Annotated in this window: 22 protein-coding genes, 1 tRNA gene and 2 rRNA genes (1 of these 25 running past the window's edge); 4 read left to right on the top strand and 21 right to left on the bottom strand. The window is 57.8% G+C overall.

What is annotated here, in order from left to right:
* From ABFT80_RS03160 to ABFT80_RS03170, 3 genes are all read left to right on the top strand, one after another.
* Positions 1-2,571: ribosomal RNA gene (locus ABFT80_RS03160) — 23S ribosomal RNA — on the top strand; it begins 234 nt to the left of the window's first position.
* 255 nt (positions 2,572-2,826) lie between these two features.
* Positions 2,827-2,941 (top strand): 5S ribosomal RNA (gene rrf / locus ABFT80_RS03165).
* A gap of 164 nt (positions 2,942-3,105) precedes the next feature.
* A tRNA-Met gene (locus ABFT80_RS03170) sits at positions 3,106-3,182 on the top strand.
* A gap of 934 nt (positions 3,183-4,116) precedes the next feature.
* On the opposite strand, the gene ABFT80_RS03175 is transcribed toward ABFT80_RS03170, so the two are convergent.
* From ABFT80_RS03175 to ybgC, 12 genes are all read right to left on the bottom strand, one after another.
* Positions 4,117-4,896: an outer membrane protein gene (locus tag ABFT80_RS03175; protein ID WP_347970397.1), complete on the bottom strand. Its 780-nt coding sequence runs from the start codon at positions 4,894-4,896 to the stop codon at positions 4,117-4,119.
* 225 nt (positions 4,897-5,121) lie between these two features.
* The gene (glmM, locus tag ABFT80_RS03180; RefSeq protein ID WP_347970398.1) at positions 5,122-6,474 is read right to left on the bottom strand and encodes a phosphoglucosamine mutase; all 1,353 of its coding nucleotides are present in this window, start codon (positions 6,472-6,474) and stop codon (positions 5,122-5,124) included.
* A gap of 329 nt (positions 6,475-6,803) precedes the next feature.
* Positions 6,804-8,738, bottom strand: coding sequence for an ATP-dependent zinc metalloprotease FtsH (gene ftsH / locus ABFT80_RS03185; protein ID WP_347970399.1), 1,935 nt, complete (start codon positions 8,736-8,738; stop codon positions 6,804-6,806).
* 103 nt (positions 8,739-8,841) lie between these two features.
* Positions 8,842-10,233: a tRNA lysidine(34) synthetase TilS gene (gene tilS, locus ABFT80_RS03190; protein WP_347970400.1), complete on the bottom strand. Its 1,392-nt coding sequence runs from the start codon at positions 10,231-10,233 to the stop codon at positions 8,842-8,844.
* Positions 10,227-11,300: a tol-pal system protein YbgF gene (ybgF, locus tag ABFT80_RS03195; protein ID WP_347970401.1), complete on the bottom strand. Its 1,074-nt coding sequence runs from the start codon at positions 11,298-11,300 to the stop codon at positions 10,227-10,229. Before ybgF ends, tilS begins: the two co-directional genes overlap by 7 nt.
* Before the next feature lie 171 nt (positions 11,301-11,471).
* Positions 11,472-11,981 carry a peptidoglycan-associated lipoprotein Pal gene (pal, locus tag ABFT80_RS03200; RefSeq protein ID WP_347970402.1) on the bottom strand — a complete coding sequence of 170 codons (510 nt, stop codon included), beginning with the start codon at positions 11,979-11,981 and terminating at the stop codon, positions 11,472-11,474.
* Positions 11,982-12,279: 298 nt separating this feature from the next.
* Entirely contained in the window at positions 12,280-13,596 is a 1,317-nt protein-coding gene (gene tolB / locus ABFT80_RS03205) for a Tol-Pal system beta propeller repeat protein TolB (protein ID WP_455189862.1), read from the bottom strand.
* 35 nt (positions 13,597-13,631) lie between these two features.
* Positions 13,632-14,696 (bottom strand): hypothetical protein, encoded by a 1,065-nt coding sequence (locus tag ABFT80_RS03210; RefSeq protein WP_347970403.1) that lies wholly within the window; start codon positions 14,694-14,696, stop codon positions 13,632-13,634.
* Positions 14,697-14,702: 6 nt separating this feature from the next.
* Positions 14,703-15,161 carry a protein TolR gene (gene tolR / locus ABFT80_RS03215; RefSeq protein ID WP_347970404.1) on the bottom strand — a complete coding sequence of 153 codons (459 nt, stop codon included), beginning with the start codon at positions 15,159-15,161 and terminating at the stop codon, positions 14,703-14,705.
* A gap of 11 nt (positions 15,162-15,172) precedes the next feature.
* Positions 15,173-15,883, bottom strand: a complete 711-nt coding sequence (tolQ, locus tag ABFT80_RS03220; RefSeq protein ID WP_347970405.1) for a protein TolQ — start codon at positions 15,881-15,883, stop codon at positions 15,173-15,175.
* A gap of 258 nt (positions 15,884-16,141) precedes the next feature.
* Entirely contained in the window at positions 16,142-17,155 is a 1,014-nt protein-coding gene (locus tag ABFT80_RS03225) for a YihY/virulence factor BrkB family protein (RefSeq protein WP_347970406.1), read from the bottom strand.
* Between the two features lie 86 nt (positions 17,156-17,241).
* The gene (ybgC, locus tag ABFT80_RS03230; protein WP_347970826.1) at positions 17,242-17,712 is read right to left on the bottom strand and encodes a tol-pal system-associated acyl-CoA thioesterase; all 471 of its coding nucleotides are present in this window, start codon (positions 17,710-17,712) and stop codon (positions 17,242-17,244) included.
* 84 nt (positions 17,713-17,796) lie between these two features.
* On the opposite strand from ybgC, the gene ABFT80_RS03235 reads away from it, so the two are divergent.
* On the top strand, positions 17,797-19,035 hold the full coding sequence (locus tag ABFT80_RS03235) for a glycoside hydrolase family 5 protein (RefSeq protein WP_347970407.1): 1,239 nt from the start codon (positions 17,797-17,799) through the stop codon (positions 19,033-19,035).
* Between the two features lie 226 nt (positions 19,036-19,261).
* On the opposite strand, the gene ruvB is transcribed toward ABFT80_RS03235, so the two are convergent.
* From ruvB to ABFT80_RS03280, 9 genes are all read right to left on the bottom strand, one after another.
* Positions 19,262-20,299 carry a Holliday junction branch migration DNA helicase RuvB gene (gene ruvB, locus ABFT80_RS03240; RefSeq protein WP_347970827.1) on the bottom strand — a complete coding sequence of 346 codons (1,038 nt, stop codon included), beginning with the start codon at positions 20,297-20,299 and terminating at the stop codon, positions 19,262-19,264.
* Positions 20,289-20,798 (bottom strand): hypothetical protein, encoded by a 510-nt coding sequence (locus tag ABFT80_RS03245; RefSeq protein WP_347970408.1) that lies wholly within the window; start codon positions 20,796-20,798, stop codon positions 20,289-20,291. The genes ruvB and ABFT80_RS03245 overlap by 11 nt, the downstream gene beginning before the upstream one ends.
* Complete coding sequence (gene ruvA, locus ABFT80_RS03250; protein ID WP_347970409.1) at positions 20,795-21,415, bottom strand: Holliday junction branch migration protein RuvA; 621 nt, start codon at positions 21,413-21,415, stop codon at positions 20,795-20,797. The genes ABFT80_RS03245 and ruvA overlap by 4 nt, the downstream gene beginning before the upstream one ends.
* Before the next feature lie 13 nt (positions 21,416-21,428).
* Entirely contained in the window at positions 21,429-21,845 is a 417-nt protein-coding gene (locus ABFT80_RS03255; RefSeq protein ID WP_347970410.1) for a type II toxin-antitoxin system VapC family toxin, read from the bottom strand.
* Positions 21,826-22,095, bottom strand: coding sequence for an AbrB/MazE/SpoVT family DNA-binding domain-containing protein (locus ABFT80_RS03260; protein WP_347970411.1), 270 nt, complete (start codon positions 22,093-22,095; stop codon positions 21,826-21,828). Before ABFT80_RS03260 ends, ABFT80_RS03255 begins: the two co-directional genes overlap by 20 nt.
* Before the next feature lie 44 nt (positions 22,096-22,139).
* Entirely contained in the window at positions 22,140-22,661 is a 522-nt protein-coding gene (gene ruvC / locus ABFT80_RS03265; protein ID WP_347970412.1) for a crossover junction endodeoxyribonuclease RuvC, read from the bottom strand.
* 69 nt (positions 22,662-22,730) lie between these two features.
* The gene (gene rcdA, locus ABFT80_RS03270) at positions 22,731-23,264 is read right to left on the bottom strand and encodes a protease adaptor protein RcdA (protein ID WP_347970413.1); all 534 of its coding nucleotides are present in this window, start codon (positions 23,262-23,264) and stop codon (positions 22,731-22,733) included.
* A gap of 348 nt (positions 23,265-23,612) precedes the next feature.
* On the bottom strand, positions 23,613-25,259 hold the full coding sequence (locus ABFT80_RS03275; protein ID WP_455189875.1) for an acyl-CoA synthetase: 1,647 nt from the start codon (positions 25,257-25,259) through the stop codon (positions 23,613-23,615).
* A gap of 66 nt (positions 25,260-25,325) precedes the next feature.
* Positions 25,326-26,513: an OpgC family protein gene (locus ABFT80_RS03280; RefSeq protein ID WP_347970415.1), complete on the bottom strand. Its 1,188-nt coding sequence runs from the start codon at positions 26,511-26,513 to the stop codon at positions 25,326-25,328.
* Between the last annotated feature and the right edge of the window lie 104 nt (positions 26,514-26,617).

Here is a 26,617-nt window from a genome sequence, read left to right on the forward strand (position 1 = left end):
GGGGAACTGAAACATCTAAGTACCCGTAGGAAAGGACATCAACCGAGACTCCGGAAGTAGTGGCGAGCGAACCCGGACCAGGCCAGCGGCTTTTGTGAGACAAGCGGAACCTTCTGGAAAGTAGGGCCATAGTGGGTGACAGCCCCGTACGCGCAATGCGAGCAAAAGTCCTTGAGTAAGGCGGGACACGTGAAATCCTGTCTGAACATGGGGAGACCACTCTCCAAGCCTAAGTACTCGTGCATGACCGATAGTGAACTAGTACCGTGAGGGAAAGGTGAAAAGCACCCCGACAAGGGGAGTGAAAGAGTACCTGAAACCGATTGCCTACAAACAGTAGAAGCCCAAGGTTTGTCCTGGGTGACTACGTACCTTTTGTATAATGGGTCAGCGACTTAGTGTGACGAGCAAGCTTAAACCGGTAGGTGTAGGCGCAGCGAAAGCGAGTCTGAATAGGGCGTTCAGTTCGTCGCATTAGACCCGAAACCGAGTGATCTAGCCATGAGCAGGATGAAGGTAAGGTAACACTTACTGGAGGTCCGAACCCATAACTGTTGCAATAGTTCGGGATGACTTGTGGCTAGGGGTGAAAGGCCAATCAAACTCGGAAATAGCTGGTTCTCCGCGAAATCTATTTAGGTAGAGCGTCGACCGAATACCTCGGGGGGTAGAGCACTGGATGGGCTAGGGGTCCTCACCGGATTACCAAACCTAACCAAACTCCGAATACCCGAGAGTAATAGTCGGCAGACACACGGCGGGTGCTAACGTCCGTCGTGAAAAGGGAAACAACCCTGACCAACAGCTAAGGTCCCCAAGTTATGGCTAAGTGGGAAAGGATGTGAGGATCCCAAAACAACCAGGATGTTGGCTTAGAAGCAGCCATCATTTAAAGAAAGCGTAACAGCTCACTGGTCTAAATAAGGGTCTTTGCGCCGAAAATGTACCGGGGCTAAAGCCATACACCGAAGCTTTGGGTTTGCATGTTTACATGCAAGCGGTAGCGGAGCGTTCTGTAAGCTGACGAAGCCATACCCGTGAGGGGTGGTGGAGGTATCAGAAGTGCGAATGCTGACATGAGTAACGTAAGGGGAGTGAGAGACTCCCCCGCCGAAAGTCCAAGGGTTCCTGCTTAAAGCTAATCTGAGCAGGGTTAGCCGGCCCCTAAGTCGAGGCAGAAATGCGTAGACGATGGGAACCACGTTAATATTCGTGGGCCTGTGGGTAGTGACGGATCACGTGTGTTGTCAGGTCTTATTGGATTGATCTGGCAGCGAAGTGGTTCCAGGAAATAGCTCCCACTAATAGACCGTACCCGAAACCGACACTGGTGGACTGGTAGAGTATACCAAGGCGCTTGAGAGAACTATGCTGAAGGAACTCGGCAAATTGCACGCGTAACTTCGGAAGAAGCGTGACCCATATGTACGCAAGTATATGTGGGTGGCACAGACCAGGGGGTAGCGACTGTTTATCAAAAACACAGGGCTCTGCGAAGTCGCAAGACGACGTATAGGGTCTGACGCCTGCCCGGTGCTGGAAGGTTAAGAGGAGGGGTGCAAGCTCTGAATCGAAGCCCCAGTAAACGGCGGCCGTAACTATAACGGTCCTAAGGTAGCGAAATTCCTTGTCGGGTAAGTTCCGACCTGCACGAATGGCGTAACGACTTCCCCGCTGTCTCCAGCATAGACTCAGTGAAATTGAATTCCCCGTGAAGATGCGGGGTTCCTGCGGTTAGACGGAAAGACCCCGTGCACCTTTACTATAGCTTTACATTGGCATTCGTAGTGGCATGTGTAGGATAGGTGGTAGGCTTTGAAGCCAGGGCGCCAGCCTTGGTGGAGCCACCCTTGAAATACCACCCTTATCTCTATGGATGTCTAACCGCGGCCCGTTATCCGGGTCCGGGACAATGTATGGTGGGTAGTTTGACTGGGGCGGTCGCCTCCTAAAGAGTAACGGAGGCGCGCGATGGTGGGCTCAGACCGGTCGGAAATCGGTCGTCGAGTGCAATGGCATAAGCCCGCCTGACTGCGAGACTGACAAGTCGAGCAGAGACGAAAGTCGGTCATAGTGATCCGGTGGTCCCGCGTGGAAGGGCCATCGCTCAACGGATAATAGGTACGCCGGGGATAACAGGCTGATGACCCCCAAGAGTCCATATCGACGGGGTTGTTTGGCACCTCGATGTCGACTCATCGCATCCTGGGGCTGGAGCAGGTCCCAAGGGTATGGCTGTTCGCCATTTAAAGCGGTACGTGAGTTGGGTTCAGAACGTCGTGAGACAGTTCGGTCCCTATCTGCCGTGGGTGTAGGAATATTGAAAGGATCTGTCCCTAGTACGAGAGGACCGGGATGGACGGATCTCTGGTGGACCTGTTGTGGCGCCAGCCGCATAGCAGGGTAGCTATATCCGGACGGGATAACCGCTGAAGGCATCTAAGCGGGAAACCCACCTTAAAACGAGTATTCCCTGAGAACCGTGGAAGACGACCACGTTGATAGGCCGGGTGTGGAAGTGCGGCAACGCATGAAGCTTACCGGTACTAATAGTTCGATCGGCTTGATCGTTCTCATTACTTATGTCCATCTAAAGCGCTCACGCATGAGCGGGCCTTCGGCCCTATGCTCCGCGAGGGCGCCGGACGACCGGCGACGCGCAGTCGCGCTTGCGGGCTTTGCCCGAAAGTAGCGATTAACGTCGTCAAGGCACAAACAAGACCAGCGAAAAGCTCATGAGCGGGCAGCAAACAGGATATCCCTATTCGCTACTCACTATTGGCTATTCGCTCAAAAAGCTTCTCGATAAAACATGCACTTTGCCGACCTGGTGGTTATGGCGGAGCGGCTGCACCCGATCCCATTCCGAACTCGGCCGTGAAACGCTCCAGCGCTGATGGTACTTCGTCTTAAGACGCGGGAGAGTAAGTCGCTGCCAGGTCTGCAAATTGCATGTGAAAATCTTCTCAACACAAAACAAAAGGCCCGCTCAATCGGGACCGCGGGCCGCGTAAGCGGCCCTTTGCTTTGGCAAAAACATCTGCTTTGGCAAAAAAAGGCGACACCGTCGCCCAATTCTAAAGCGGCATCGCCGCTTCTTGGTGACGCGGGGTGGAGCAGCCCGGTAGCTCGTCAGGCTCATAACCTGAAGGTCGTTGGTTCAAATCCAACCCCCGCAACCAAAACCTCTCAAAACACACCTTAATTAATACCAAAGCCCGCAACGCACGGGCTTTTTTGCGTTTGAAAGGAACGGGGATGCGATAGCGAACCTGCGCTTGCGCCGCACACGTAGCTACGTGACCGCGTGACAAAGAAAAACGTCGCGCTAATCAATTCGCGGAAGTATGAGCGTGGGCGTAGGCCTAGCACGCGCAATTGCTTCATGTACTTGGTCCTGACCATTCGATGGCTGGATCGAGGGTAATGCCAGAGCCCACAGCGCTGCGGAAAGCATCCAGAGTGCTGCTCCCAATGCAGACGCGCGGTTTCGATGCCCCAATTTATCGCCGAGCGAGAATTTCGCTCGGCATAATAGTGTTTCAGCTTTTGAAATAACGCATGACCTTGCCCGACTCCGACGGATGTAGTCGGCCTGCCGTCAGAGGCCAAGTTAGTCGCCAGCTCGTGCATATAGGTAGTGCCGTTTATCGACGGCGGGCAGCGACAGATAGCGATGAGCGGCGATTTGAAGGTACTTCCGCTTCGGTTGTGGCTGTGATCTGTTCGGAAGAGCTTTGACGTCTTCTTCGCCGGCTCACAGCCGGCTAACGTCCATCCTTGGCGTTAAAAGCCGCGATGCAGGGGAATTAATCGAGACGGATGGGGAATTGTTGGCTGCAACGCATAAAAGGGATCGTCAGGCGAGAGCGGTTCGCGGGCCGGGAGGGGGACAGGGACGTCTCCTCTTCTGAAAACGAGTCAGGCCTTTTCCGCTGGATCGGTCAATTGGCGATGAAATATCTGGTAGCGCTTCGAAAGAGCCCTCAGGCTCTTTCGATTATCTTGTATCTCGCGGGAGGGGCGGCCTCTGTAATTTCGGCACGCCTACACAGAATCTGACCTATGACGTATCTGCCGGTTCATACGAACCGGCAACGCCTTGGGATCAGACAACTAGTTCAGCGAATAACGGACGCCAAGCTTGAAATCGTGCGACGTCAGATTGTTGAAGCGGAAGCCGTCATTCGGGATGTCGAATGCAGGATCGTCATTTCTCATCGACTTGGTGCGGGCATCGCCGAGTGAGACAAAGCTGTAGCCGAGATCGACCGTCATACGGTCTGTGGCCTTGATGCCCAGACCTGCGTGAAGCGCCCAGGCGAGGTTCCATTTGGAATCATCGTCTGCATATGCGCCGCCGCCATTGATGATGTTGATATCGCGGAAGCCTGAAATCGTGTTGCGCGAGGCACCCAGACCTGCGCCGATATAGGGCGTGATACCGCTGTAGGTGCCAAGATCGGCATAAGCGTTCGCGAGGAACAGCAATTCCGATTTCTGTGCGCGGTAGTCGTTGGTCGTTGTGCCGCCGGCGGTCGTGACATAGTCGAGCGCGGTGAAGTCCGACTTGCCGCGATATTCGACCGTGATGTCGCCGCGCAGGTAATCGTTGAACTGGTAGCCGATACCGCCGCCGAAGACTGGGGCCGAGCCGAAGCCGCCCTTGTCGTGGAAGCCATATTCGATGATCGCCGGACTGTCGAAAAGATCCGTGTCGAGGTTCTTCAGGCGCTGGTTGCTCATGCCGATGTGGCCGCGCAGATACCATCCGCCATAACTCACCACTTCGACCGGAGGAGCCTCTTCCGGTGGATAATAAACATCGGCTGCAAATGCTGGCGCGGCTGCGCCTGCAAGAACCAGAGCCGCAAAGACCTTATAAGCCGTTCGCATGAATACACCCCTGCAAGTCTGACGCGCTGCGCCGTCAGGAACCAGTTAAATCCAATATGGATAATAAACTGCAAAGGTTAAAAGCCGCTTAACCCTGTTGCTTAACTATGATGGTGGGGTGAAACGGAAAAAAGCTCGCCTAGGGGCGAGCTTTTTAGCTTGTCATTTGTGTTGTTGGGCAGCCTCGAAGGGCGCACGGATCCGGCACCCGGATAATGAGTCGGACTACGCCGCGTTGCGGGCTTCCGAGATCACGCCGATGATGTCGTCTACCACCGTCTCGACCAGTTTCGGATCGTCGCCTTCGGCCATGACGCGGATGAGCGGTTCGGTGCCGGACGGGCGGATGACCAGCCGCCCGGTCTTTCCGAGCCTATTGGTGGCATCGTCGATCGCCGCCTTGACGTTTGCCGATTCGAGCGGCTTGCCGCCGTTGAAGCGCACATTCTTCAGAACCTGCGGCACCGGCTCGAACTTCTTGCAAATCTCGCTGACCGGCTTGTTCTGGCGCTTGATGCAGGCAAGAACCTGAAGTGCGGAAACAAGTCCGTCTCCGGTCGTGGAGAAGTCGGATAGCACGATATGGCCCGATTGCTCGCCGCCAATGTTGAAACCGTGGGCGCGCATGTGCTCGACGACGTAGCGGTCGCCGACTTTCGTGCGGTGAAGCGTCAGGCCTATATCGCCGAGAAAGCGTTCCAGACCGAGGTTGGACATGATGGTGGCAACAATGCCGCCGCCCGCCAACCGATCGTTCTGATGCCAGGATTCGGCAATCAGCGCCATGATCTGGTCGCCATCGACGACGGTGCCGTTTTCATCGACGATCAGCATGCGGTCGGCGTCGCCATCGAGCGCGATGCCGATGTCTGCGCGGACTTCATGGACCTTCTTGATCAGGCTGGCTGGATGGGTCGAGCCGCAATCCTGATTGATGTTGAAGCCGTTCGGCTCGACATTGATCGCAAAGACTTCCGCGCCCAGTTCCCACAAGGCGGCGGGGGCCACCTTGTAGCCGGCGCCATTGGCACAATCGATGACGATGCGCAGGCCTGATAAAGACATGGAGCGCGGCAGCGTGCGCTTGGCAAACTCGATATAGCGATCATGCACGCCATCGATGCGCTTGGCACGGCCAAGGCCATCGGAATCGGCCAGTGCCATGTCGATGTCCTGATCGAGCATGTTTTCGATGCGGGCTTCGATCTCGTCGGAAAGCTTGTAGCCGTCGGGGCCGAAAAGCTTGATGCCGTTATCGTAATACGGGTTGTGAGAGGCCGAGATCATCACGCCAATATCGGCGCGCAGCGAATGCGCGAGCATCGCAACGGCAGGCGTCGGGATGGGACCGAGCAGGAAGACGTCCATGCCTGCGGCGCAGAAGCCTGCGACCATGGCATTTTCGATCATATAGCCGGAAAGACGGGTGTCCTTGCCCAGCACGACGCGGTGACGATGGTTGCCCCGCTGGAAGGAGAGACCGGCAGCCATGCCGACCTTCATCGCAATGTCGGGGGTCATGGGGAATTTGTTGGCACGCCCACGGATGCCATCGGTTCCGAAATATCGCTTAGACATGATGCTCCAAACGTCTCCGAATTAAGTTTCGACAAACATGGCTATCTGCCACGGTTTTGCGTACTTCAGAGATCAAATTGTATGAGATTGCGTTACGAATTCCTAAAATCCGTCCTCTCGCGAGCTTTTTACAGCACTGAATTGCGTTTGTTAAGTTGTTCATTCGCATGAACATGAGGTGTAGGCGGATGGATTTTCTTGGGTTCACACGCACCAATTCAGCCCTTTGGACAATTGATTGCGCTGGTATTTGCTCACTGCTCTATTTGCGAAAACGCCGCGAGAAATCTCGCGGCGTTTGCTGTTTCGGCCTTTGATGAGGCGCGATGTCAGCCCTGCGGTTGCGGCTCCATGCCGCTTTCCGGCTCTTCGCCACCCTTCTTGGTCTTGCGCGCACCCGTTTTCGGCACGGCAGAACCGCGTGATGGAGGCGTGTCGTCGCCCATGTCGCGTGACGGCTTGCCGCCTGCGATCAACTGCTTGATCTCGTCGCCAGACAGGGTCTCGTATTCGAGCAGGCCTTCGGCTATCGCGATCCATTCCTTCTTTTTCTTGGTCAGGATCTGGCGGGCGCTGGTGTAGGCCTCGTCGATCAGGCGGCGCACTTCGGCGTCGATGATCTGCGAGGTCTCTTCCGAGATGTTCTGCGTGCGCGCGACCGAGTGACCGAGGAAGACTTCTTCCTGGTTGTCGCCATAAGCGACATGGCCGAGCTTGTCGGAGAAGCCCCAGCGCGTGACCATGGCACGTGCAAGCTTGGTTGCCTGCTCGATATCCGAGGATGCGCCAGAGGTGATGTTCTCCTTGCCGAACTTGAATTCCTCGGCAACGCGGCCACCCATCATGATCGCAAGACGCGAAATCATGTATTTGTAGCTCATCGAATAGCGGTCGCCTTCGGGAAGCTGCATGACCATGCCGAGTGCGCGGCCGCGCGGAATGATGGTCGCCTTGTGCAGCGGATCGGCGGCAGGCACGTTGAGCGCGAGAATGGCGTGACCGGCTTCGTGATAGGCGGTCAGTTCCTTCTCGGCCTGCGTCATTGCCGACGAGCGACGTTCAGCGCCCATCATGATCTTGTCCTTGGCGTCTTCGAATTCCGCCATGGTCACGAGACGCTTGTTGCGGCGTGCGGCCATAAGGGCAGATTCGTTGACGAGGTTGGCAAGATCGGCGCCGGAGAAGCCCGGTGTGCCGCGTGCGATGACCTTGAGGTCCACATTGGGCGCCAGCGGAACATTGCGGACGTGAACCTTGAGGATCTTCTCACGGCCGACGATGTCGGGGTTCGGCACGACGACCTGACGGTCGAAACGGCCTGGACGCAGCAATGCGGGATCGAGAACGTCGGGACGGTTGGTCGCGGCGATCAGGATGATGCTTTCATTTGCCTCGAAGCCGTCCATTTCGACCAGAAGCTGGTTCAGCGTCTGCTCGCGTTCGTCGTTGCCGCCGCCGAGACCGGCGCCGCGATGACGACCGACAGCGTCGATTTCGTCGATGAAGATGATGCAAGGCGAGTTCTTCTTCGCCTGTTCGAACATGTCGCGGACGCGGGATGCGCCGACACCGACGAACATTTCAACGAAATCCGAGCCGGAAATGGTGAAGAAAGGCACATTGGCTTCGCCAGCGACCGAACGCGCAAGAAGGGTCTTGCCGGTGCCGGGAGGGCCAACGAGGAGAACGCCGCGCGGTATTTTACCGCCGAGGCGCTGGAATTTTTGCGGATCGCGCAGGAATTCGACGATTTCCTCAAGGTCTTCCTTGGCTTCGTCTACACCTGCGACATCGCCAAAGGTGATGCGGCCATGCGCTTCCGTCAGCAACTTGGCTTTCGATTTTCCGAAACCCATCGCGCGGCCGGAGCCGGACTGCATCTGGCGCATGAAGAATATCCAGACGCCGAGGATGAGGATCATCGGCAGCCAGCCGAGGAGCATCGAGAAGATCGAACCCGAACCATCATTTTCAGGGCGCGCGTTGATCGTGACGTTCTTGTCTTCGAGGCGCTGTACGAGTGACGAGTCACCCGGCGAATAGGTCTGGAAGCCGGTGCTGTTGTCGACATAGGTGCCGGTGATCCGCTCGCCTGCAATCGTCACGGTCTTGATCCGCTCGGATGCGAGATCCTGAAGGAACTCGGAATAAGCGACTTCCCGGGCCGCACCGCGCTGTTGCGGAGACTGGAACAGGTTGAAAAGCGCGATCAGAAGTACGGCGATAATCGCCCAGAGCGCGAGGTTGCGATAATTCGGATTCATCGATTGTCCTGTTGGTGTCCGCAGGCAGACACATTTCACGATAAGAAGTCAGCCTAACATAGGGAGCGCGCCGGCCATTGCCAAGCAGAACTGCCAATGTCGGTTAAGCTTTCGATTCTTTGTGGCCAAGCAAAGGCGGAGTCAAAAACGCATCGGCATGCAGGATTTTGCCAAGGGCAGCAGCCGGTTCGAAATCGAAACCCGGAAGGAACTGCGCCCACGGTCCGAGAATCGGGGTGGCGAAAGCTTCCTTACCAAAGCTTTCATGCGCGCTTGTTATCGGCAAAAGCTTCAGAAACGCACCTTCACGCCAAAGGGCCGGCTCCGCTGAAAGTGCCCGCCACCCGGTGCTTCCGGGCGTTGCCGCCAATTTTCCAGCCAGTTTCCGGGCGGCAGTTTCGCCAGCCGGTGCGACGGACACGCCGGTCTCCTCATCTGCATGAAGGCGAAAACGCTCATCCCATAATTCGCCGTCTTTGAAGGTTCGAGCTGCAGGCAGGTCGCGGTTTTCGCGGAAGACATAGATGCCTGTGGCGCGGACCTCGACAACGCACCGCGACAATGTGGCGCAAAAACCTGAACGCCCCAATTCCGCTAAAACTGCGCGGCTTTTGGCTTCGTCGGGCAGATATGTCTTCCCGCCGACGACTGCGAGCAGGAGGCGGACAGCATAGAGCGCCGCGTCGGACCCGGTTTCTTCAAGAAAATCACTGTCGATGCGGAAAAGACCCGGCGTGATTTTGGCGATGTGACGGTCGATCAACGCCGCTGCCGCCTGTCCGAGCTTGTGACGTTCCTGAGCGGCGGAACTGGCGAGATGCAGCTTTTGCTGAAGATCGCTCTCGCTGGTGCGCAGAATTTGGCGCATGCGCGGGCGTTCGTAATCGTCGTTCTGATTGGTCGGGTCTTCGAACCAAGCGATATTCCGGTTGCGAAGATAGTCCCGGAGCGTTTCTCGGCGCGTCGCAAGGAGAGGCCGAAGAAGCCAGTGCCGGTTCTCCAGCAGCGTGGCCTGCGCCATTCCGGAAAGGCCGCGCCCGGCCTGACGGGCTTGCCGCATCATCACGGTTTCGGCCTGATCGTCCGCCGTATGACCTGTGAAAATCGCGCTCGCGCCGAAGGACGAAGCAGCTTCGGCCAGCAGGCCGTAGCGGGCCGCGCGGGCCGCAGCCGCAATCCCCGTCGCAGGCTTTGCGCCGCGCCAGATCATGGTTCGATGGGGGATGCCGTGGCTTTCGCAAAGCTGCGATACGGCTTGCGCTTCTGCGGCTGACCCTTCGCGGAGCGCATGATCGACCGTGACTGCGACGAGCTTCGCACGCGATTTCACGGCTTCGAGATAGTCTTTGAGAAGGAACAGAAGGGCGGTCGAGTCGCTTCCGCCCGAAACGGCAACCAAGGCAGTCGCGTCGTCGTTCAGTGCGGGCGAAAATTCATGAAAAAGGGATTGAGGATCGATCTGCGCGTGGGCAGTCGAGGCCGCGCTTGTCAGCACTTGGCGAGGGCCTGTTCCCGCTTGACGCGTTCTTTCAGGGCACCGGAAATATCGGGGTAACGCTTGCCGACTTCACCGAAGGTTGCGCAGGCAACGTCGCGCTGCTTGAGGCCGACGAGGGAGACACCGAGCTTCAACAGCATGTCAGGCGCTTTCTTGGCCTTCGGATAGTCCTTGTTCGCGGCAAGGAACACTTCCGCCGCATCGCGGTATTTCTGCTGTCCGAGCAACGATTCACCCAGCCAGAAATGCGCATCGGCGGCTTTGGCATCTTTCGGGAAACGGGCGATGTGGTCGCGGAAGCCGGCTTCGGCGGTTCCGTAGTCACCGGACAGGATGAACTGGTAGGAGTTGCGGTAGAGCTCTTCCGGGTCGTTCGTCGAGGGCAGGGCTGCAACCGTGGTGTCGTCAGAGCCATTTCCGGCTGATGGTGCATTGCCGCTCGGTGCGGAGCTGATCGCGTTGTCTTCAACGCTTCCGCTTAGGACATTGCCATCCTTGTCGACGCGGATCGTGCCGAATGTTCTTGGCGGCTCGCCAGTGCCGCGCGGCGCATCGGCGGTTGCAGCCGGACTGTCGCCGTCCGGCTGCGTTATGATGCTGTCGATGGAGCCCGGCGAAGCGGCGGAAGTGTTTCCGCCGCCACCATTGTTTGCAGAATCGTCACGCGGCGTGTCGTTGCGGGCAACCGAACGGTTGCCGCCGCCTGCATCGGATTTCTTCTGTTCGAGTTCCTGGAAGCGGAATTCGTTGTCTTCCTGAAGCTTGCGCATCTGTTCCTGCATTTGCAGGATCTGGAAGTTCAGTTCCTCGATGGTGCCGTTAAGCGACCGGATCTGTTCTTCCAGCGCGGTGATGCGCGGGTCTCCGGCTTGCGCCATCTGGACCGTGGCACCTTCTGACCGGGAACCGAAGACGCCGGGTAGACCGACGGCCGGCATAGCGGACACAAAGCCGCTGCCCGCCCGCGCAGGGTCATGGCTATCGGAATGGTCGCGGGCAAAAGCCCCGGCCCCCGAAAGCAGCAATGCGGCAAGCGTGCCGCTTAGGATTGATCGGAAATACATATGCCTCTCGCATTTTGAACAGGTTGATTTGCGCGCGATGCGCAATCACGGCTTTTATCAGGGCGATAGACTTCGGCCAAATTTTGTTTGCATGGATGGCCAAAGAAAAAAGGCGGCCCGAAAGCCGCCTTTGATCCTGACAGTGACAAATTCGATACGAATTTGACGTTCTTAGCTTCCGGCGCCGCTGAGGGCCGTCACAGCGCGACGGTTCTGCGACCAGCAGGAAATGTCGTCGCAGACAGCGACCGGACGTTCCTTGCCGTAGGAAATCGTCTTGATGCGGTTTGCGGCAACGCCACGCGACGCGAGGTAATCGCGGGCAGCGGCGGCGCGGCGTGCACCGAGCGCGATGTTGTATTCACGCGTTCCGCGTTCGTCGGCATGGCCTTCGACAACGATGGCGTAGTTGCCGTATTGGTTGAGCCACTGTGCCTGGCGCGACAGGATGCCCTGTGCGTCTGCACGAATCGACGACGAATCCGTGTCGAAGAAGATGCGGTCGCCGACATTGACGGTGAAGTCCTGTGCCGAGCCGGGCGTTGCCGAGCCGGCACCGCCGCCGAGGCCAAGATCGGCTGCGCTGTTCGGCGTCTTCTTGGAAGCGCAACCCGTCAGGGCAAGGCCCATGACAAGGGCGATGGCAATTGGGTTTGCTGCAAGTTTTGCGATACGGCGCATGCCGCCTCTCCTTCGCATTTCGAGTGATTCCGTTGATCCGACAGTAACCACGTTTGGGTTAATGCCCTTTCAAGGAACATGGTTAACATTCGGTTGCAGCCTCGCCGTCCGCGAGTCGGTTCCGAAGACACAAATTGAGATTGCTTGCGCACACTAGGCGAAAATGCGGCGTAAACGCGGCAATCTTGCGCGTGGCAATCAAATTCATGCCAAGCATCGTTTATCAGTGCAACAGAACAGTGATCTTTGGCGCTTTGCCCGGACAAATAAAAACGGCGCCGAAGCGCCGTTTTTATTGCTATTCCAGAAGAGGGGACCAGGCTGGATCCGATGCGAAGCTCGCGGTCGGTATCGCTTGCTCGTTTCGACCGGTGAGATCGATCGAGAAGAGCTTCGGCCCCGGCGAACCGGCAGCTTCACGGAAGAACATCAAGACGCGGCCATTCGGCGCCCAGGTCGGGCCTTCCTGCTGGAAGCCGGTCGAGAGAATGCGTTCGCCCGAACCATCCGTGCGCATCACGCCGATCTGGAACTGACCGCCGGACTGCTTGGTGAAGGCGATCAGATCGCCGCGCGGCGACCAGACAGGCGTCGAATAAGAGCCGCCACCAAAGGAAATACGCGTCTGGCCCGATCCGTCAGCGCCCATCACGTAGATTTGCGGCTGTCCGCCACGATCCGAGGTGAAGACGACCTTGCTGCCGTCCGGCGAATAAGAAGGCGAGGTGTCGATCGAGCTGGAATTGGTCAGGCGCGTGGTGGCGCGGCTGCGCAAATCCATCGCGAAGACGTTCGAATTGCCGTCATCGCGTAGCAGGCTCATGATGACTTTCTGGCCATCCGGCGAGAAGCGCGGCGCAAACGTCATGCCGGGGAAGTTGCCGACGAGTTCGCGCTGGCCCGTTTCGATCTGCAGCAGATAGACGCGTGGCTCGCCGCTTTCATAGGACATGTAGGTGATTTCCTGACGCGTCGGCGAGAAGCGCGGCGTCAGAACGATGGAGCGGCCATCCGAAAGGTGACGCAGATTTGCGCCGTCCTGATCCATGATCGCAAGACGCTTCTTGCGATCATTTTTCGGGCCGGATTCGTCGATGAACACGACGCGCGTATCGAAATAGCCCTTCTCACCGGTCAGGCGCTCATAGATCGCATCTGCGATGATATGGGCGACGCGGCGCGAATTGTTGCGATTCGAAAAGAACTGCTCGCCGATGAGCTGCTGTCCGGCAAACGTATCCCACAGGCGGAACTCGGCGCGCAGACGGCCATCGGCTTCCTGCGTCACGCGGCCAGTAACCAGCGCCTGCGCGTTGATGACTTTCCAGTCGTCGAAGCGGGGTGCCGCGTCAGGGTTCGAAATCTTCTCGATGAACGCGCCCTTGTCGATCGGTGCGAAGAGGCCCGAACGCTTCAGATCTGCCGCAACGATGTTTGCGATTTCGGCACCGATGCCGTCGCCCGAAAGGAAATCGGTGATGGCGATGGGCAAGGGCTCGATATTGCCCTTGTTGACATCGATCTCGACCACGGCGCGAGCAGGCAATGTCGCAACAGCGCTCATGCCCGCAACCAGCGTTCCCATGATCATGATCGTGCGGAAGAAAGTCTTCATGAAGTTCAGCCTCTCTTGTCCATGAATGCGGATGGTCAGAACATCTCGCTTGGATCGAAATTGACGATGACGTCCGCCCAGGCGTCGTATTTGTCGGCGGGGAGGTTGTAAGGCGCGCAGCGTGATACGGCGCGTCGTGCCGCTTCCGCCGCTGCCCGTTCCACGCCTGCCGAACCGCCGCCCGAAATGATTTCGGGGCTGCCTTCGAGCGCACCTGATGGGTCGAGTTTGAATTTCACCGAAACACGCAGATTCTGCGCATCAACGGCACCGGCCGGAATGTTCCAGCAACGCTGGACCTGACCGCGCAGCGCGTCCATTTCGCTCTGCGACAGCTTGGAGCCGCCGGTATTGCGTTCGCCGCCAAGCGATGCCTGTTCGGTCGAGCGCTTCGCGCCGCCGCCGGATGGCGTCTGCTTGTTGAGAAGGGCTGCGACCTCATCGGCGTCGAACTGTTTCTCATCCGACTTCGGACGGGCGGCTGCTTCCTGCGCAGGCTTTTCGGGCTGCTTGCGTTCTGACGTTTTCGCGGTCTGAGCCTTTGGCGGCTGCGGACGTGCCTGCGGTGCGGGAGCCGTCGTCGGCAACGGCGTTTCCGCCGCTTCTGCGGTTTCCTGGACGATCGCCTCGGCAACGGGATCGGGAGCCACGTCCTGCTTGGGCTGCGGCTCCGGTGTTACCTCGGTTGCTGGAACCGGCGTCGGCTCGGGTTCAGCCGGTTTCGGCGGCTCAGGCTTGTTCTCTGTGGGTTTGGGTGCTGGCGTCGGCTCAGGCGAGGGCGGCGGTGCTGCGGCTGCCTCGACTGGGCGCGGCGTCGGATCTGGCGTTGGCGCCTTGTCGGTATCGATCTTGTTGTCGCCGACATTCTGCGCGTCAGGTACGATCTCAGGACGGGTTGTTGGAACGGGGGCGGGCTTCTCGTTGACGGTCGCCTTCTTGTCGCCGATCTGAACCTGAGAGATTTCCTCGATCGGCACAATGTCGACCGGGAAGGATTCCGTTTCCGATACCTCGAAGGCGCGCGGAGCCGACAGCGTGAACATGCCGAAACCCAGCAGCGCCGCGTGCATAATTGCAGATGTTGTGAGGCCGGCCTTCATCTGGCGTTACTGGCCTTCCTGTTCCTGAAGCGTGACGAGACCAATATTACGGTAACCTGCGGCAGAAATGCGGGCCATGACCTGCATCACCGTTCCGTAATCGGCTGATTTGTCGCCACGCACGTAAATGCGTTCTTCGTAACCGGTCTGGGCAATCGCCTCGAGCTTCGGCACGACTTCGTTGATCGGGATTTCAGTTTCCTGCAAATAGACCTGACCTGCCTGATTGACCGAAATCGTGATCGGCTGCGTATCGGAATTCATGGCGTTCGCCCGCGTTTCAGGCAGGTCGATCGGCACACCCACGGTCAGCAGCGGCGCTGCCACCATGAAGATGATGAGCAGAACGAGCATGACGTCCACGAACGGCGTGACGTTGATTTCGGAGATCAGGCCGTGATGGCGCCCGCGCCTTCTATGGCCACGACCGCCTCGTCCTCCAGTTGCGCCGGCAGACATTCCCATAATCTTTTCCCTTACGCCTTCGTCACTACTTTTTCATCGATTTGGCGCGAGAGTATGGCGGAGAATTCGTCGGCGAATCCTTCCATGCGCATAGCGATCTTGCCGGCATCCGATGACAATTTGTTGTAGGCGATAACAGCCGGGATAGCGGCCAGAAGGCCGATAGCGGTTGCCAGAAGCGCTTCGGCGATACCCGGAGCGACGACGGCGAGATTGGTCGATTTCGATCCGGCGATGGCCTGGAACGAGGTCATGATGCCGACGACCGTGCCGAACAGTCCGATGAACGGACCGGCCGAGCCGATGGTCGCGAGGAAGCCGAGCTTGCCTTCAAGCCGCTCCATCTCACGCGTCAGCGCGAGGTCCATGGCCTTGTCGATACGGGTCTGGAGCGCCAGAGGCGATTTCGCGCCTTTTTCGAAACTCTTCTTCCATTCGCGCATGGCGGCAACGAAGATCGAGCCCATGCCGGTCGTCTTGCGGTCGGAAAGGGTGCGATACAGCTCTTCAAGAGACTGCCCGGACCAGAATACCTGTTCGAAGCGGTTAAGCGCTGCGCGCATGCGGTTGAAGCTCACGGCCTTGTCGACGATGATCGCCCAGGTCCATATCGATGCGCCGAGAAGGCCAAGCATGACGAGCTTGACCACCCAGCCAGCCTGCATGAAAAGCGCCCAGATCGACAAATTCGCTGCCGGTTCGGCAAGTGCGATGTTTTCCATTGTGAAACAGTCCTTAACAAGCCCCGGCCCCGCTTTGGCCGGTCGTCGCGTCATTCCAAGGTCGTCGGTTGGCCCCAAGCGCCTGCAACAGCTTGAAGATGCGCGGTTGAGGGCCTTGTCGTTGCCAAATTTGGTGAAAGGAAGGCGTGAAAAAACGCGATCCTCACCATGCTCTTAATGGACTGTTATGGTTAAGGATGGGTTGATGCGGCGAGAGAGCCGTTCGAATTCTTGCAATGCGAGCGCTATTTGCCTGTTTCAGGAATCCGCGGTTGAGCGTCCCAGCGTGTCTGCGACGAATGCGCCGCGTTCGCCTATGGGCTGCGGACTGCCGATGGTCGAATCCTTCACCGTCTGATGTTCGAGCTCGGCATTTATCTTTGCACCGACGATGACGATGATGACGGAAATCCACGTCCAGACCATGAAGCCGATAACTGCGCCGAGCGTGCCGTAGGTCGCGTTGTAATCAGCGAAATTCTCCAGATAGAAGGAGAAGCCGATGGAGGCGACAAGCCATACGATCGTTGCGATTGCCGCGCCCCAGGTCAGCCAGCGCCACTTGGCGTATTCGCGGCTGGGGCCGAAGCGGTAGAGCAGGCCAATGCCGGTAATCATGAAAACAAGAAGCACCGGCCAGCGGCTGACGCGCACCAGTAATTCGGCCCAGCTATCCAGTTGCAGAAAGGCGAGGGCCGCGGGCACGATGCCGACCGAGACAATCAGCACGATGCCGATTGCAAGCGCGCCCATCGTGAATGCGAAAGATGCGAGGTTGAGCCTGATGAAGCTGCGCTTCTCGTTTTCGCCATAGGCAACGTTCATCGCCTCAAACAAAGATTTGATACCGTTATTCGCGCTCCACAGCGCGATCAGCAGGCCGCTGATGAAACCGAGGCTGAGCGCATCTGTGCTTTGCGAGGCCAATGCCTGTAGCTGGCCGCGAATCAAATCCATGCCGCCGGAGGGCAGCATGCCGCCCAGAAAGGAGATGTGATCCGCCACGGTTCTTGGGTCGGCGACAAAGCCGTAGAGGGAAACGAAAGCCGCCAATGCGGGAAAGAGCGCCAGCAGGAGATAATAGGTCGCACCCGCTGCAATCAACATGATGCGGTCTTCGTTTATTTTCGAAACTACCCGCCAGATGACGTCGAACCAGCCGCGCGCCGGTATTTCTGCGGGTGTTTCCGCATCGCGTCCGCGTCCGTTTTCGGCTGCAAGCCGTTTCGTCTCGCCATCCGCAAATTGCAGGGCGTCCCTCTCTTCGTTCATTCCGTTTCCCTTCCTGCAAAGGTGGAAACGCCTGAAAGTAAAAGGAGTTCTGTTGCGGGTCGTAAAATTCTGATGGGATTTGTCCGTCAGGCGTTGTCTGATGGCATGAAGGCGGCAATCCATTCGCGGGGGAAACGGCGGGGCTTGCCATTCTCACCGATAATCGCGGCCTGAACTTTTGCGGAAATCAGCAATTCCTCGCCGCGTCTGATTTCCTGAGCCATGAAGATGCGCGCGCCCGAAATTTCTTCCGTTCGCGTCGTGATCGTCAAAATGTCGTCGATGCGGGCCGGTGCGCGGAAGTCGATTTCCATACGCTTGACCACCCAGACGATTTTCTCGCCATGCTTGCCGTCGGCAAGTTCGGTGTGGTGCACACCGGCAAGGCGAAGGAAATCGGAGCGGCCGCGCTCCAGAAATTCCAGATAGCGCGCATGATAGACGACGCCGGAGAAATCCGTGTCGGCATAATAGATGCGCGCGACGGTCCGGTGACCAGCCGAGGTCAGTTCACCGCTCAGCGGTGCAATAGGATTTTCGGGCGCTTCTTCCGTCATGGCACTTTCCTTTTCCGTCGCGACCTGACAGCTTTCAACCAGTCCGCGATAGCTCATTCTTCTCCGATTGCACTGTTGTTCATTATGATCAAGGTTTGGCTTTCCGTTTTCATGCTCGCATCCCTTGCCGTGCTGCCTGCGCATGCGGCGAGCTTTTCCATGAAACGAGGCCTCAATCTCGACATGTGGGTGACGTGGCCGGGCGAGCCGCAATGGAATGATCCCGGGGTGATCCTGCCCTATCCGGAATGGCGCAAATCGCTTGATGAGGACGGGTTGAAGGCATTGAAGGAAGACGGGTTCGATTTCCTGCGCATGCCGGTCGATCCAGCACCTTTTCTCTCGAACAATACGGATAATGTCCGCGAGAGGCTTTACGAAAGCGTGTTGGAATCGGCACGGCTGGTCAACAAGGCTGGCCTGAAAGTCATCGTCGATCTTCATCTGATCCATGGGGGCGGAGCGCGGGGTCCCGGCATGGCGGAGGTGATGGGCGACGAGGCGACATTCGAGCGTTATCTCGACATCGTTCGCCGCATGGGACGTACGCTTTCGCGCGAAGACCCGGCGATGCTTGCTTTTGAGCTGATGAACGAGCCGGTGGACGGTTGCGAGGCAAATGCCACGCAAAATCCCTGGCCGGAAAAACTGAAACGCCTTTATGCCGCCGCGCGCTCATCGGCCACGAAGCTGACGCTTGTGCTTTCGGGAAATTGCTATTCTTCTGCGGAAGGGCTGGCCGCGCTCGATCCGAAGGATATTCCTGACGACAATGTGATCTGGACGTTCCATTCCTACCAGCCCTTCCTGCTCACGCATCAGGGCGCGAACTGGGCGGGGGATTTCATCCGCTATGTGACCGGGCTGCCTTACCCGCCATATTCCGTTTCGCGTGCCGAACTCGATGTGGCGCTTGAAAAGATCAGGGGCAATATCCGTGCGAACGCGCCCTTTCTGCGCCGCGCCGGGATGCTCGCCTATCTCGATGAGCAGATTGCGACGATGGACACGGAAGAAAAGCTTCTGACCGTTATGGATGCGCCTTTCAAGCTGGCCGATGAATGGGCCAAAAAGAACGGAATTGCGCCCGAAAACATCTTTCTCGGTGAATTCGGCATGATCCGCCAGGAATATGGCAACCCGTTCGTTATCCCTGCGCAATCGCGCGCAGCCTACGTCAAGGATATGATCGCGCGGGCGGAAGCGCATGGATTTCCGTGGTCCATCTGGTCCTATGGCGGAGCGTTCGGCGTGGTCGATGAGTTCGACATGCGCAAGGCGGAGCCGGATGTTCTGGACGCGGTGCGCGGTTTGAGCAGATAGATCGGTTAAGAAATCGCGAGGCGCCCCCCTCTGTCCTGCCGGACATCTCCCCCACGAGTGGGGAGATTATCCCGTCATGAACGCGCGGCACCAATTGTAGACGTTGCAGAATGAAGGCGGAAAGTGGTGTCAGCCAATCTCCCCACCTGTGGGGGAGATGTCCGGCAGGACAGAGGGGGGCGCTGTCCCGCCAGCGTTTCTATCTAAAAAATGAAGGGCTCTAAACCTATTCTTCCTGAAACAGATTGGCCTGCTGTTGGGCGAGGTCGCTCGGCGCGTTGAGACCGAGGTGTTTCCAGGCATTTACGGTCAGCATACGGCCGCGGGGCGTGCGCTGAATAAAACCCTGCTGGATGAGGTAAGGCTCGATAATGTCCTCGATGGCATCGCGTGGTTCGGACAGGCCGGCAGCTATCGTTTCGATACCGACCGGCCCGCCGCCGAAATTCATCGCGATCATCGACAAATAGCGACGGTCGAGCTGGTCGAGGCCGAGCGCATCGACCTCCAGCCGCGTGAGGGCGGCGTCGGCAACGCTGCGATTGACGTTTTCAGCACCGGCAACGGTCGCGAAATCGCGCACGCGCCGCAAAAGCCTTCCGGCAATGCGGGGAGTGCCGCGTGCGCGGCGGGCAATCTCCAGCGCGCCATCGTCGCTCATCGGCAATTGCATAATGCGCGCGCCGCGCCGCACGATCAGTTCCAGTTCTGCGACCGTATAGAAGTTCAGCCGGACGGGAATGCCGAAGCGGTCGCGCAGCGGATTTGTGAGCAGTCCGAGCCGTGTTGTGGCGGCAACGAGCGTGAATTTTGACAGATCGATTTTTACCGAGCGCGCTGCCGGACCTTCACCGATGATCAGATCAAGCTGGAAATCCTCCATCGCCGGGTAAAGGATTTCCTCGACTGCCGGGCTCAAACGATGGATTTCGTCGATGAAAAGAACATCGCCTTCTTCCAGATTGGTCAAAAGTGCCGCGAGATCACCGGCTTTCGCGATGACCGGACCCGATGTCGAGCGGAAATTGACGCCGAGTTCGCGCGCCATGATCTGCGCCAGCGTCGTCTTGCCAAGGCCGGGCGGGCCGACGAACAGCACGTGGTCGAGCGCTTCACCGCGTCCTTTTGCAGCTTCGATGAAGATTTTCAGATTGGCGCGCGCGGCTGCCTGCCCGACGAATTCGTCCAGCGTCTGCGGGCGCAGCGTCGTATCCGTATCTTCGCCGCGCTTGTCCGGCGAAATGATGCGCGGGCTATTTACCAACAAGTCGTGCCTCAATCTGCCGAGCTTCCAGTTCTGACCAAGCCCATTGCCAATCTGGTTCGAAGTTCCCCCAATTGCTTTCGTAAATACTTTTCAATGTCGGACTAATTCGACGAATCTCCCGGTAGCACTCAATAAAGGCGCGGCGGGGATTATCGCAGTCTCCGAGCAGCAATTCCTTTTCATACGGGTATCGCCAATCCTCAAAATAGCGATCCATTTCGTCGGCATGGCAAGATAGAACAAATAGATTTACACCTACTTCATCAGGAAGCTTTCTAAATAACTCCGATATTTTATGCCCTCCTGAGGGCCGCCCTATGATTGAGAGAATCAGCTTTACTGCTATTTCGACAGATAGAGCGTAGCAAACAATGCGAGGAGCGCTGACGCTATGAAGTCCATAAGGGCCAAATTTCAAGTCAGGTGCACATCGCTCGCCAGTCAAAAAGAATGCCGTGGCAGTATCGAGCATACGCTGATGATCCAGCGCGCTCAACGCGCCAGTTCCTTCAAACCGAACCTTATCAGCTTGGCGGAATCGGCATCTTCGCCCGCTGTTTTCATCGCGGCGGAGACTGCGTTCGCAGCCGTGTCGCGCGAATAGCCGAGATTGACCAGTGCCGAGACGGCATCGGCAATTGGTGCAGGTGCGACGCCTTCGCCTAGCTCCTGCTTGAGGCCAATCGTGCCGCTCGCATCCCCCGCATAAGCAGGCGCCTTTGTCCGCAGTTCGGTGACGATGCGTTCGGCAACCTTCTTGCCGACGCCGGGCGCCCGGCTGACCATCGCGATGTCCTTTAGAGCGATGGCGTTGGCAAGCTCACTCGGTGCCAGCGTGGAGAGAATCGCCAGCGCCACCTTGGCACCGACGCCCTGCACATTGCTCTGCAAAAGCCTGAACCATTCGCGTTCCAGCGTGCTCTGGAAGCCATAAAGCCGGATCATGTCTTCGCGGACATAGGTTTCGATGAAAAGCGTCACCGCTTCGCCGCGACCGGGCAGGGCTGCAAGCGTGCGCGCCGAGCAGAACGCGACATAGCCGACGCCATGCACATCGACGATGCAATGGTCTTCGTCGATCTCGTCTATGGTGCCCTTGAGCTTGCCGATCATGATGCTTTCCGTTTCATGGATGCGTATCCAGCGCGATGATACTGATGTCCGGGAAGTAGCTGCGATAGCGTTTTGGGTCGCGGGTGAGAACGGCATGTTTCGAGATCGAAGCATGCGCCCCGATCAGAAAGTCCGGCAAGGTTTGTTCGCGCTTTCCGCCTCTTGCGCGATAATCGCGATGCGCCCAACCGGCGGCAAGTGCTGCGTCGAAGGGAATGTCCTCGAATTTCCAAATTGCGGAAACAAAAACGGAATTGTATCGGTCCGCCTGCAAGAACGCATGCGCAACTTCGGCCGCAATGACGACATTGAAGACCAGCTTGCCGCGGAGCAGTGACTCGCTGATCTTCTGCTTTGCCCAGGACGCCCACTGTGAATCCGGGTCGAGAATGTCGATGATTATATTGGAATCAATGATGGTTGCGCTCATCGCGGTCCCTTGTCATCGACATGATTGCATCGGATGAAAGTCCGCTGTCGCTTGAGCCTTCGACCTCATTGAACCATTCATTCAGGCTGCGGAGCAGGGCTTTTTCATGAAGCCCGTTCTCGCGGCTTTTCACCAGTTCTATTGCCCCATCCGTTCGCTCGACAAAATCCACCTCCGAGCCGGGCTCGATGCCCAGCCGGTCGCGGACTTCCTTGGGAATGGTGACCTGGCCTTTGGTGGTGACGCGCATGGTAATACCTCGTAGGTATTACTTACCCTTGCAATTGGAACAAGTCAAGAACATCGGCTTGCCAAAGCGGCAAGCCGGGACGTCACGCTCTGCCGGTGATGGGCATGGCAAATCGCGATTGCCAGCGCGTCGGCGGCGTCCGCTGTGTCGAAGACGGCTTTCGGCATCAGCACTTTCACCATCATCTGGATTTGTTTCTTGTCACCGTGACCGACGCCGATCACCGTCTTTTTCACGGCATTCGGCGTATATTCGGCAACCAGCAGTCCGGCGCGGGCAGGGACCAGCATGGCGATGCCGCGTGCTTGTCCGAGTTTCAGCGTTGCTCCGGCATCCTTGTTGACGAAGGTCGCTTCGACGGCTGCCTCATGCGGCATCTGGGCGTGCAGGACTTCGGCCAGCCCGTCATGCAACTGGCAGAGCCTTGTCGCCAATGGGGCTTTGTCGTCGGATCTAACCGTGCCTGACGCCACGAAACGCAGCGAATTGCCGAGCGTTTCGACAATACCCCAGCCCGTTTTCCGCAGGCCAGGATCGATGCCGATTATGCGAATCGCGTCTCTCATCCGGGCACTCTAACTCCAAGAGAGCTTCATGCCAGCGAATTGTGAACAAACCGGAAACGAAAGGGAGAATCAGCCGCGGGCGAAGGCGGTGTTCAGAAGCGAAATCTGGTCGGATACAGGGTTAACGTCGCGGCGGTTTTGCGCAGCACCCAGATCGCCTGTCTCGCCATAAATCTCGTCGTCCATGCGGCGGATCAGTGATTGAAGGCTGAGCGAGCGGTGAACCAGATCGAGGAAGGAGTCCGGCATTTCGCTCCAGCCGGCAGCTTCGTCATGCGCGGAGGCCGTATCGAGCCGAACCTTGGATTTTTCGGCGGCCACCTGATCGCGGGTCATTTCGCCAGAATTGGCTGCGCGCTGCAGGAGAAGCCAGGATGCGATCTGCATCAGGCGCGTCGTGAGGCGCATGGATTCGGCGGCATAGAGCGTTGCGGCAAGACGCGAAAGCTTCTTGGCATCGGCGCGGCCTGCGCCGTCGAGATATTCGGCGGCCTGTTCGACGAGGCTCATGCCTTCATTGTAGAGCGGCTTGAAGGACTGCGAGAAAATCCGGCGTTCGGCCAGCTTGACCGTTTTGGTACTCTCTGTCGAACGCTCGTTCATTCCATGCCCCTGCACGCGCTTGGCTTTATACTGTCCATCGATGGCCGATCTTCACCGCCCGCTGATCGGGTGGGGAAAATGCGCCTTGCCGTCATTGAACGCAAGTGCATGTTTAACAAAAGGTTAACGCGCCCCGGAGCGCCCGATACCTCTTGTGGATAAGGGGTAGATGGCAAAAAAAGAGCCGCGAACGCGGCTCTCGAAAGTTTAACAGGGAGGCGTCAAACGAAGTGGCTCCAACCACTCAGTAAGAATCCAGATAACTGGATATACACAGTAAACAGGCTTAGGCTTAATGAAGGGTTAACGGCGCGTAAGATTTTTTACCATATTGCGCCTAGAGGCACCCTATCCGGCGGCCAGATTCAACGTTTCTGCTTGCTTGCGGAGTGCGAATTTCTGGATCTTGCCTGTCGATGTCTTTGGGATTTCAGAAAAGATCACGGCTTTCGGACATTTGAACCGGGCGAGAAGCAATCGGCAGTGCTCGATGATTTCATCCTGCGTTGCTGTCTTGCCGGGCTTCAGCTCGACATAGGCGATCGGCACCTCGCCCCATCTCTCGTCGGGTCTGGCTACGACCGCGCAGGATGAGACGGAAGGGTGCTTGTAAAGCGCGTCTTCCACCTCGATCGATGAGATGTTCTCCCCACCCGAAATGATGATGTCCTTCGAGCGGTCCTTGAGCTGGATGTAGCCGTCAGGGTGCAGAACACCGAGATCGCCGGAGTGAAACCATCCGCCGGCCAGTGCCTCTTCGGTGGCCTTTTTGTTTTTCAGATAGCCTTTCATGACGATATTGCCGCGGAACATGACTTCCCCCAGCGTTTCGCCGTCTGCGGGCACCTTCTGCATTGTCTCCGGGTCGATCACTGCCAGATCTTCGAGTGCTGCATAGCGAACGCCCTGACGTGCCTTCTTGACCGCGCGACCGCTTCTGTCGAGTTGGTCCCAGTCCTCCTGCCATTCGTTCACGACTGCCGGTCCATATGTCTCGGTCAGGCCGTAGAGATGGTTCACGACGAAACCGGCATCCGCCATTCCCGACAGCACGGTTTCAGGGGGTGGGGCTGCCGCCGTGTTGAAGGTTACGGTTTGCGGGAAGTCGCGCTTTTCCTCGTCCTTCGCATTGACCAGCATCGACATGACGATGGGCGCCCCACAGAGATGGGTCACGCCATGGTCGGCAATCGCATCATACATCGCCTTGGCGCGCACCCAGCGCAGGCAGACATGCGTTCCGGCCTGAACGGCCAGCGTCCATGGAAAGCACCAGCCATTGCAGTGAAACATCGGCAGCGTCCAGAGATAGGACGGATGCTTGCCCATGCCCGCATGAATCGTGTTCGAGTACGCCATCAAAGCCGCACCCCGATGATGGTAGACGACGCCTTTCGGATTGCCTGTCGTGCCGGATGTGTAGTTCAGCGAAATCGCATCCCATTCATGGTCGGGCATGGACCATTGATAGTCCGGGTCGCCGGAGGCCACGAAGTCCTCATAGTCGAGCGTGCCGATCTTTTCGCCCTTGGGATAGGGTGCGTCGTCGCCGTAATCGGGATCGTCATAGTCGATCACCAGCGGCGTCACGCTCGCCTTCGCAAGCGCTTCCTTCATGACCGTCGAGAACTCACGGTCCACGATCAGCACTTTGGTTTCCGCGTGGTCAAGCTGGAAGGCGATCACGGCAGCGTCGAGACGGGTGTTGAGCGAGTGCAGGACGGCCTTGGTCATCGGCACGCCGAAATGCGCTTCGAGCATTGGCGGCGTGTTGGACAGCATGACTGTGACGGTGTCGCCCTTGCCGATGCCCTTTTTTGAAAGGGCGGATGCCAGCCGCAGCGAACGCTGCCAGAATTCCAGATAATCAATGCGGCTTTTGCCGTGGATTATCGCGGTTTGTTTGGGAAAGGTCTTTGCCGCGCGCTCCAGATAGGAAAGGGGCGTCAATGGCTGATAATTGGCCTGCGTACGATCCAGACCGTTTTCGTACATGCTCGTCACGAACTTCCCTCCGATATTGGAGGGAAGCTAGCGTTTCATCGCCCTATAGTCACGTGGCTAGTTGGTGCGAACGCGCGCCATGACAGGCATTGCGGGGGCCTGTGTCGGCTGCGTCGTTTTGGCGATGGCAGGCACCTGCGTTTTCTTGCCGCCCCAGCCGATGCGCGGAAGCCATTCGAGATAGTAGGCGAGCGCGAACTGCAGGGCGATGCCGGTCGAGATCAGCAGCGTATCGTCGAGGAAGCCGCCGGGGCTGACCACTTTGCCAACCTGCGCGACCATGGCAAGCAGCGTGCCTGCAATGAAGATCGGCAGCGAATGCTTGCCTAGAATTGCCAGCGGGTTATCGGCGCGGGTACGTGCCAGATTGGAAAGTGCCGGGATCGCCACGATCACATAGGCGATTGCCAGAACATGCAGCAGGCGCGGCGCCGAAAGGAAAGTCTTGTCGAAGCCGGTCAGCACCATAGGCAGGCCCATCGACGTATCGATGCCCCAGAAAGGCACGCGTACCCAAAGAAGCGACAGGAGCAGATAGCCGATAGCCACGCCGATCAGCAGCGGGTTCGTCGGAATCTTGCCGCCGCGGCGCACATGGACGACGCTTGCAATGCCAATCACGAAAATGAACTGCCATGAAAGCGGGTTGAGGAACCAGAAGCCATCGGTCGGATAGTTCATCGGCGCAATCTGGAATACGCCGGAAGCCAGCCACAACGCACCTGATCCAGCCACCATCAGCGACAGGCTATAGCTGCCGACAAGCAGGAACAGCGGCGTGAGGATTAACAGCACGGCATACATGGACAGAATGTTGTTGTAGCCGACCTGATGGCCAAGCGTCGCCAGACCCCAGAGGGCTTCCGGGGTATCTGCGATGATGCGCTCGATGTTGATTGCCTTCAGAAGCTCAGGACGGGCAAAATAAATCGCCGCACCGGAGAAGATCGCCAGCGTCGCCACCGTCGTCATGATGTGCGCTACGTAAAGCACGCCTGCGCGACGCCATGTCTTGAGAGCGATGAGCAGGCGATTGCCTGGCTGGAATTTCATGCCATAGGCCAAACCGACAGCCATACCGGAAATCAGCACAAAGGCTTCGGCGGAATCCGAAAAGCCAAGATTTTTGTGCGTGAGATACTCGTAAACTGTTCCAGGAACATGATTTACGAAGATCGTCAAAAGCGCGATCGCCCTGAACACGTCTATGCGCGTGTCGCGTTGGGATGCTGCATGAAAAGTCATAGGCGCAAACACTTTCCGGTACGAATGTCGATAACAATAAACAAGACGCATCCGCGAGTGCGTGCGGGTTGCAGGGTCTTAACGCCTATGTGGGAAATCAGTTC

The organism is Foliimonas ilicis, from assembly GCF_039939195.1.
GTDB classification, from domain to species: domain Bacteria; phylum Pseudomonadota; class Alphaproteobacteria; order Rhizobiales; family Rhizobiaceae; genus Foliimonas; species Foliimonas ilicis.

Excerpts from the sequence above, each read along its gene's own strand:
- ruvA (WP_347970409.1), bottom strand. The coding sequence starts at position 21,415 with ATGATCGGCAAGCTCAAGGGCACCATAGACGAGATCGACGAAGACCAT.
- pal (WP_347970402.1), bottom strand. The coding sequence starts at position 11,981 with ATGCGCCGTATCGCAAAACTTGCAGCAAACCCAATTGCCATCGCCCTT.
- ybgC (WP_347970826.1), bottom strand. The coding sequence starts at position 17,712 with ATGACGGAAGAAGCGCCCGAAAATCCTATTGCACCGCTGAGCGGTGAA.
- ABFT80_RS03275 (WP_455189875.1), bottom strand. The coding sequence starts at position 25,259 with ATGTACGAAAACGGTCTGGATCGTACGCAGGCCAATTATCAGCCATTG.
- ABFT80_RS03225 (WP_347970406.1), bottom strand. The coding sequence starts at position 17,155 with ATGAACGAAGAGAGGGACGCCCTGCAATTTGCGGATGGCGAGACGAAA.
- rcdA (WP_347970413.1), bottom strand. The coding sequence starts at position 23,264 with ATGAACGAGCGTTCGACAGAGAGTACCAAAACGGTCAAGCTGGCCGAA.
- tolR (WP_347970404.1), bottom strand. The coding sequence starts at position 15,161 with ATGGGAATGTCTGCCGGCGCAACTGGAGGACGAGGCGGTCGTGGCCAT.
- glmM (WP_347970398.1), bottom strand. The coding sequence starts at position 6,474 with ATGTCTAAGCGATATTTCGGAACCGATGGCATCCGTGGGCGTGCCAAC.
- ABFT80_RS03210 (WP_347970403.1), bottom strand. The coding sequence starts at position 14,696 with ATGAAGGCCGGCCTCACAACATCTGCAATTATGCACGCGGCGCTGCTG.
- ABFT80_RS03175 (WP_347970397.1), bottom strand. The coding sequence starts at position 4,896 with ATGCGAACGGCTTATAAGGTCTTTGCGGCTCTGGTTCTTGCAGGCGCA.
- ABFT80_RS03235 (WP_347970407.1), top strand. The coding sequence starts at position 17,797 with ATGATCAAGGTTTGGCTTTCCGTTTTCATGCTCGCATCCCTTGCCGTG.
- ABFT80_RS03280 (WP_347970415.1), bottom strand. The coding sequence starts at position 26,513 with ATGACTTTTCATGCAGCATCCCAACGCGACACGCGCATAGACGTGTTC.
- tolB (WP_455189862.1), bottom strand. The coding sequence starts at position 13,596 with ATGAAGACTTTCTTCCGCACGATCATGATCATGGGAACGCTGGTTGCG.
- tolQ (WP_347970405.1), bottom strand. The coding sequence starts at position 15,883 with ATGGAAAACATCGCACTTGCCGAACCGGCAGCGAATTTGTCGATCTGG.
- ybgF (WP_347970401.1), bottom strand. The coding sequence starts at position 11,300 with ATGTATTTCCGATCAATCCTAAGCGGCACGCTTGCCGCATTGCTGCTT.
- ruvC (WP_347970412.1), bottom strand. The coding sequence starts at position 22,661 with ATGAGAGACGCGATTCGCATAATCGGCATCGATCCTGGCCTGCGGAAA.
- ABFT80_RS03255 (WP_347970410.1), bottom strand. The coding sequence starts at position 21,845 with ATGAGCGCAACCATCATTGATTCCAATATAATCATCGACATTCTCGAC.
- ABFT80_RS03260 (WP_347970411.1), bottom strand. The coding sequence starts at position 22,095 with ATGCGCGTCACCACCAAAGGCCAGGTCACCATTCCCAAGGAAGTCCGC.
- ftsH (WP_347970399.1), bottom strand. The coding sequence starts at position 8,738 with ATGAATCCGAATTATCGCAACCTCGCGCTCTGGGCGATTATCGCCGTA.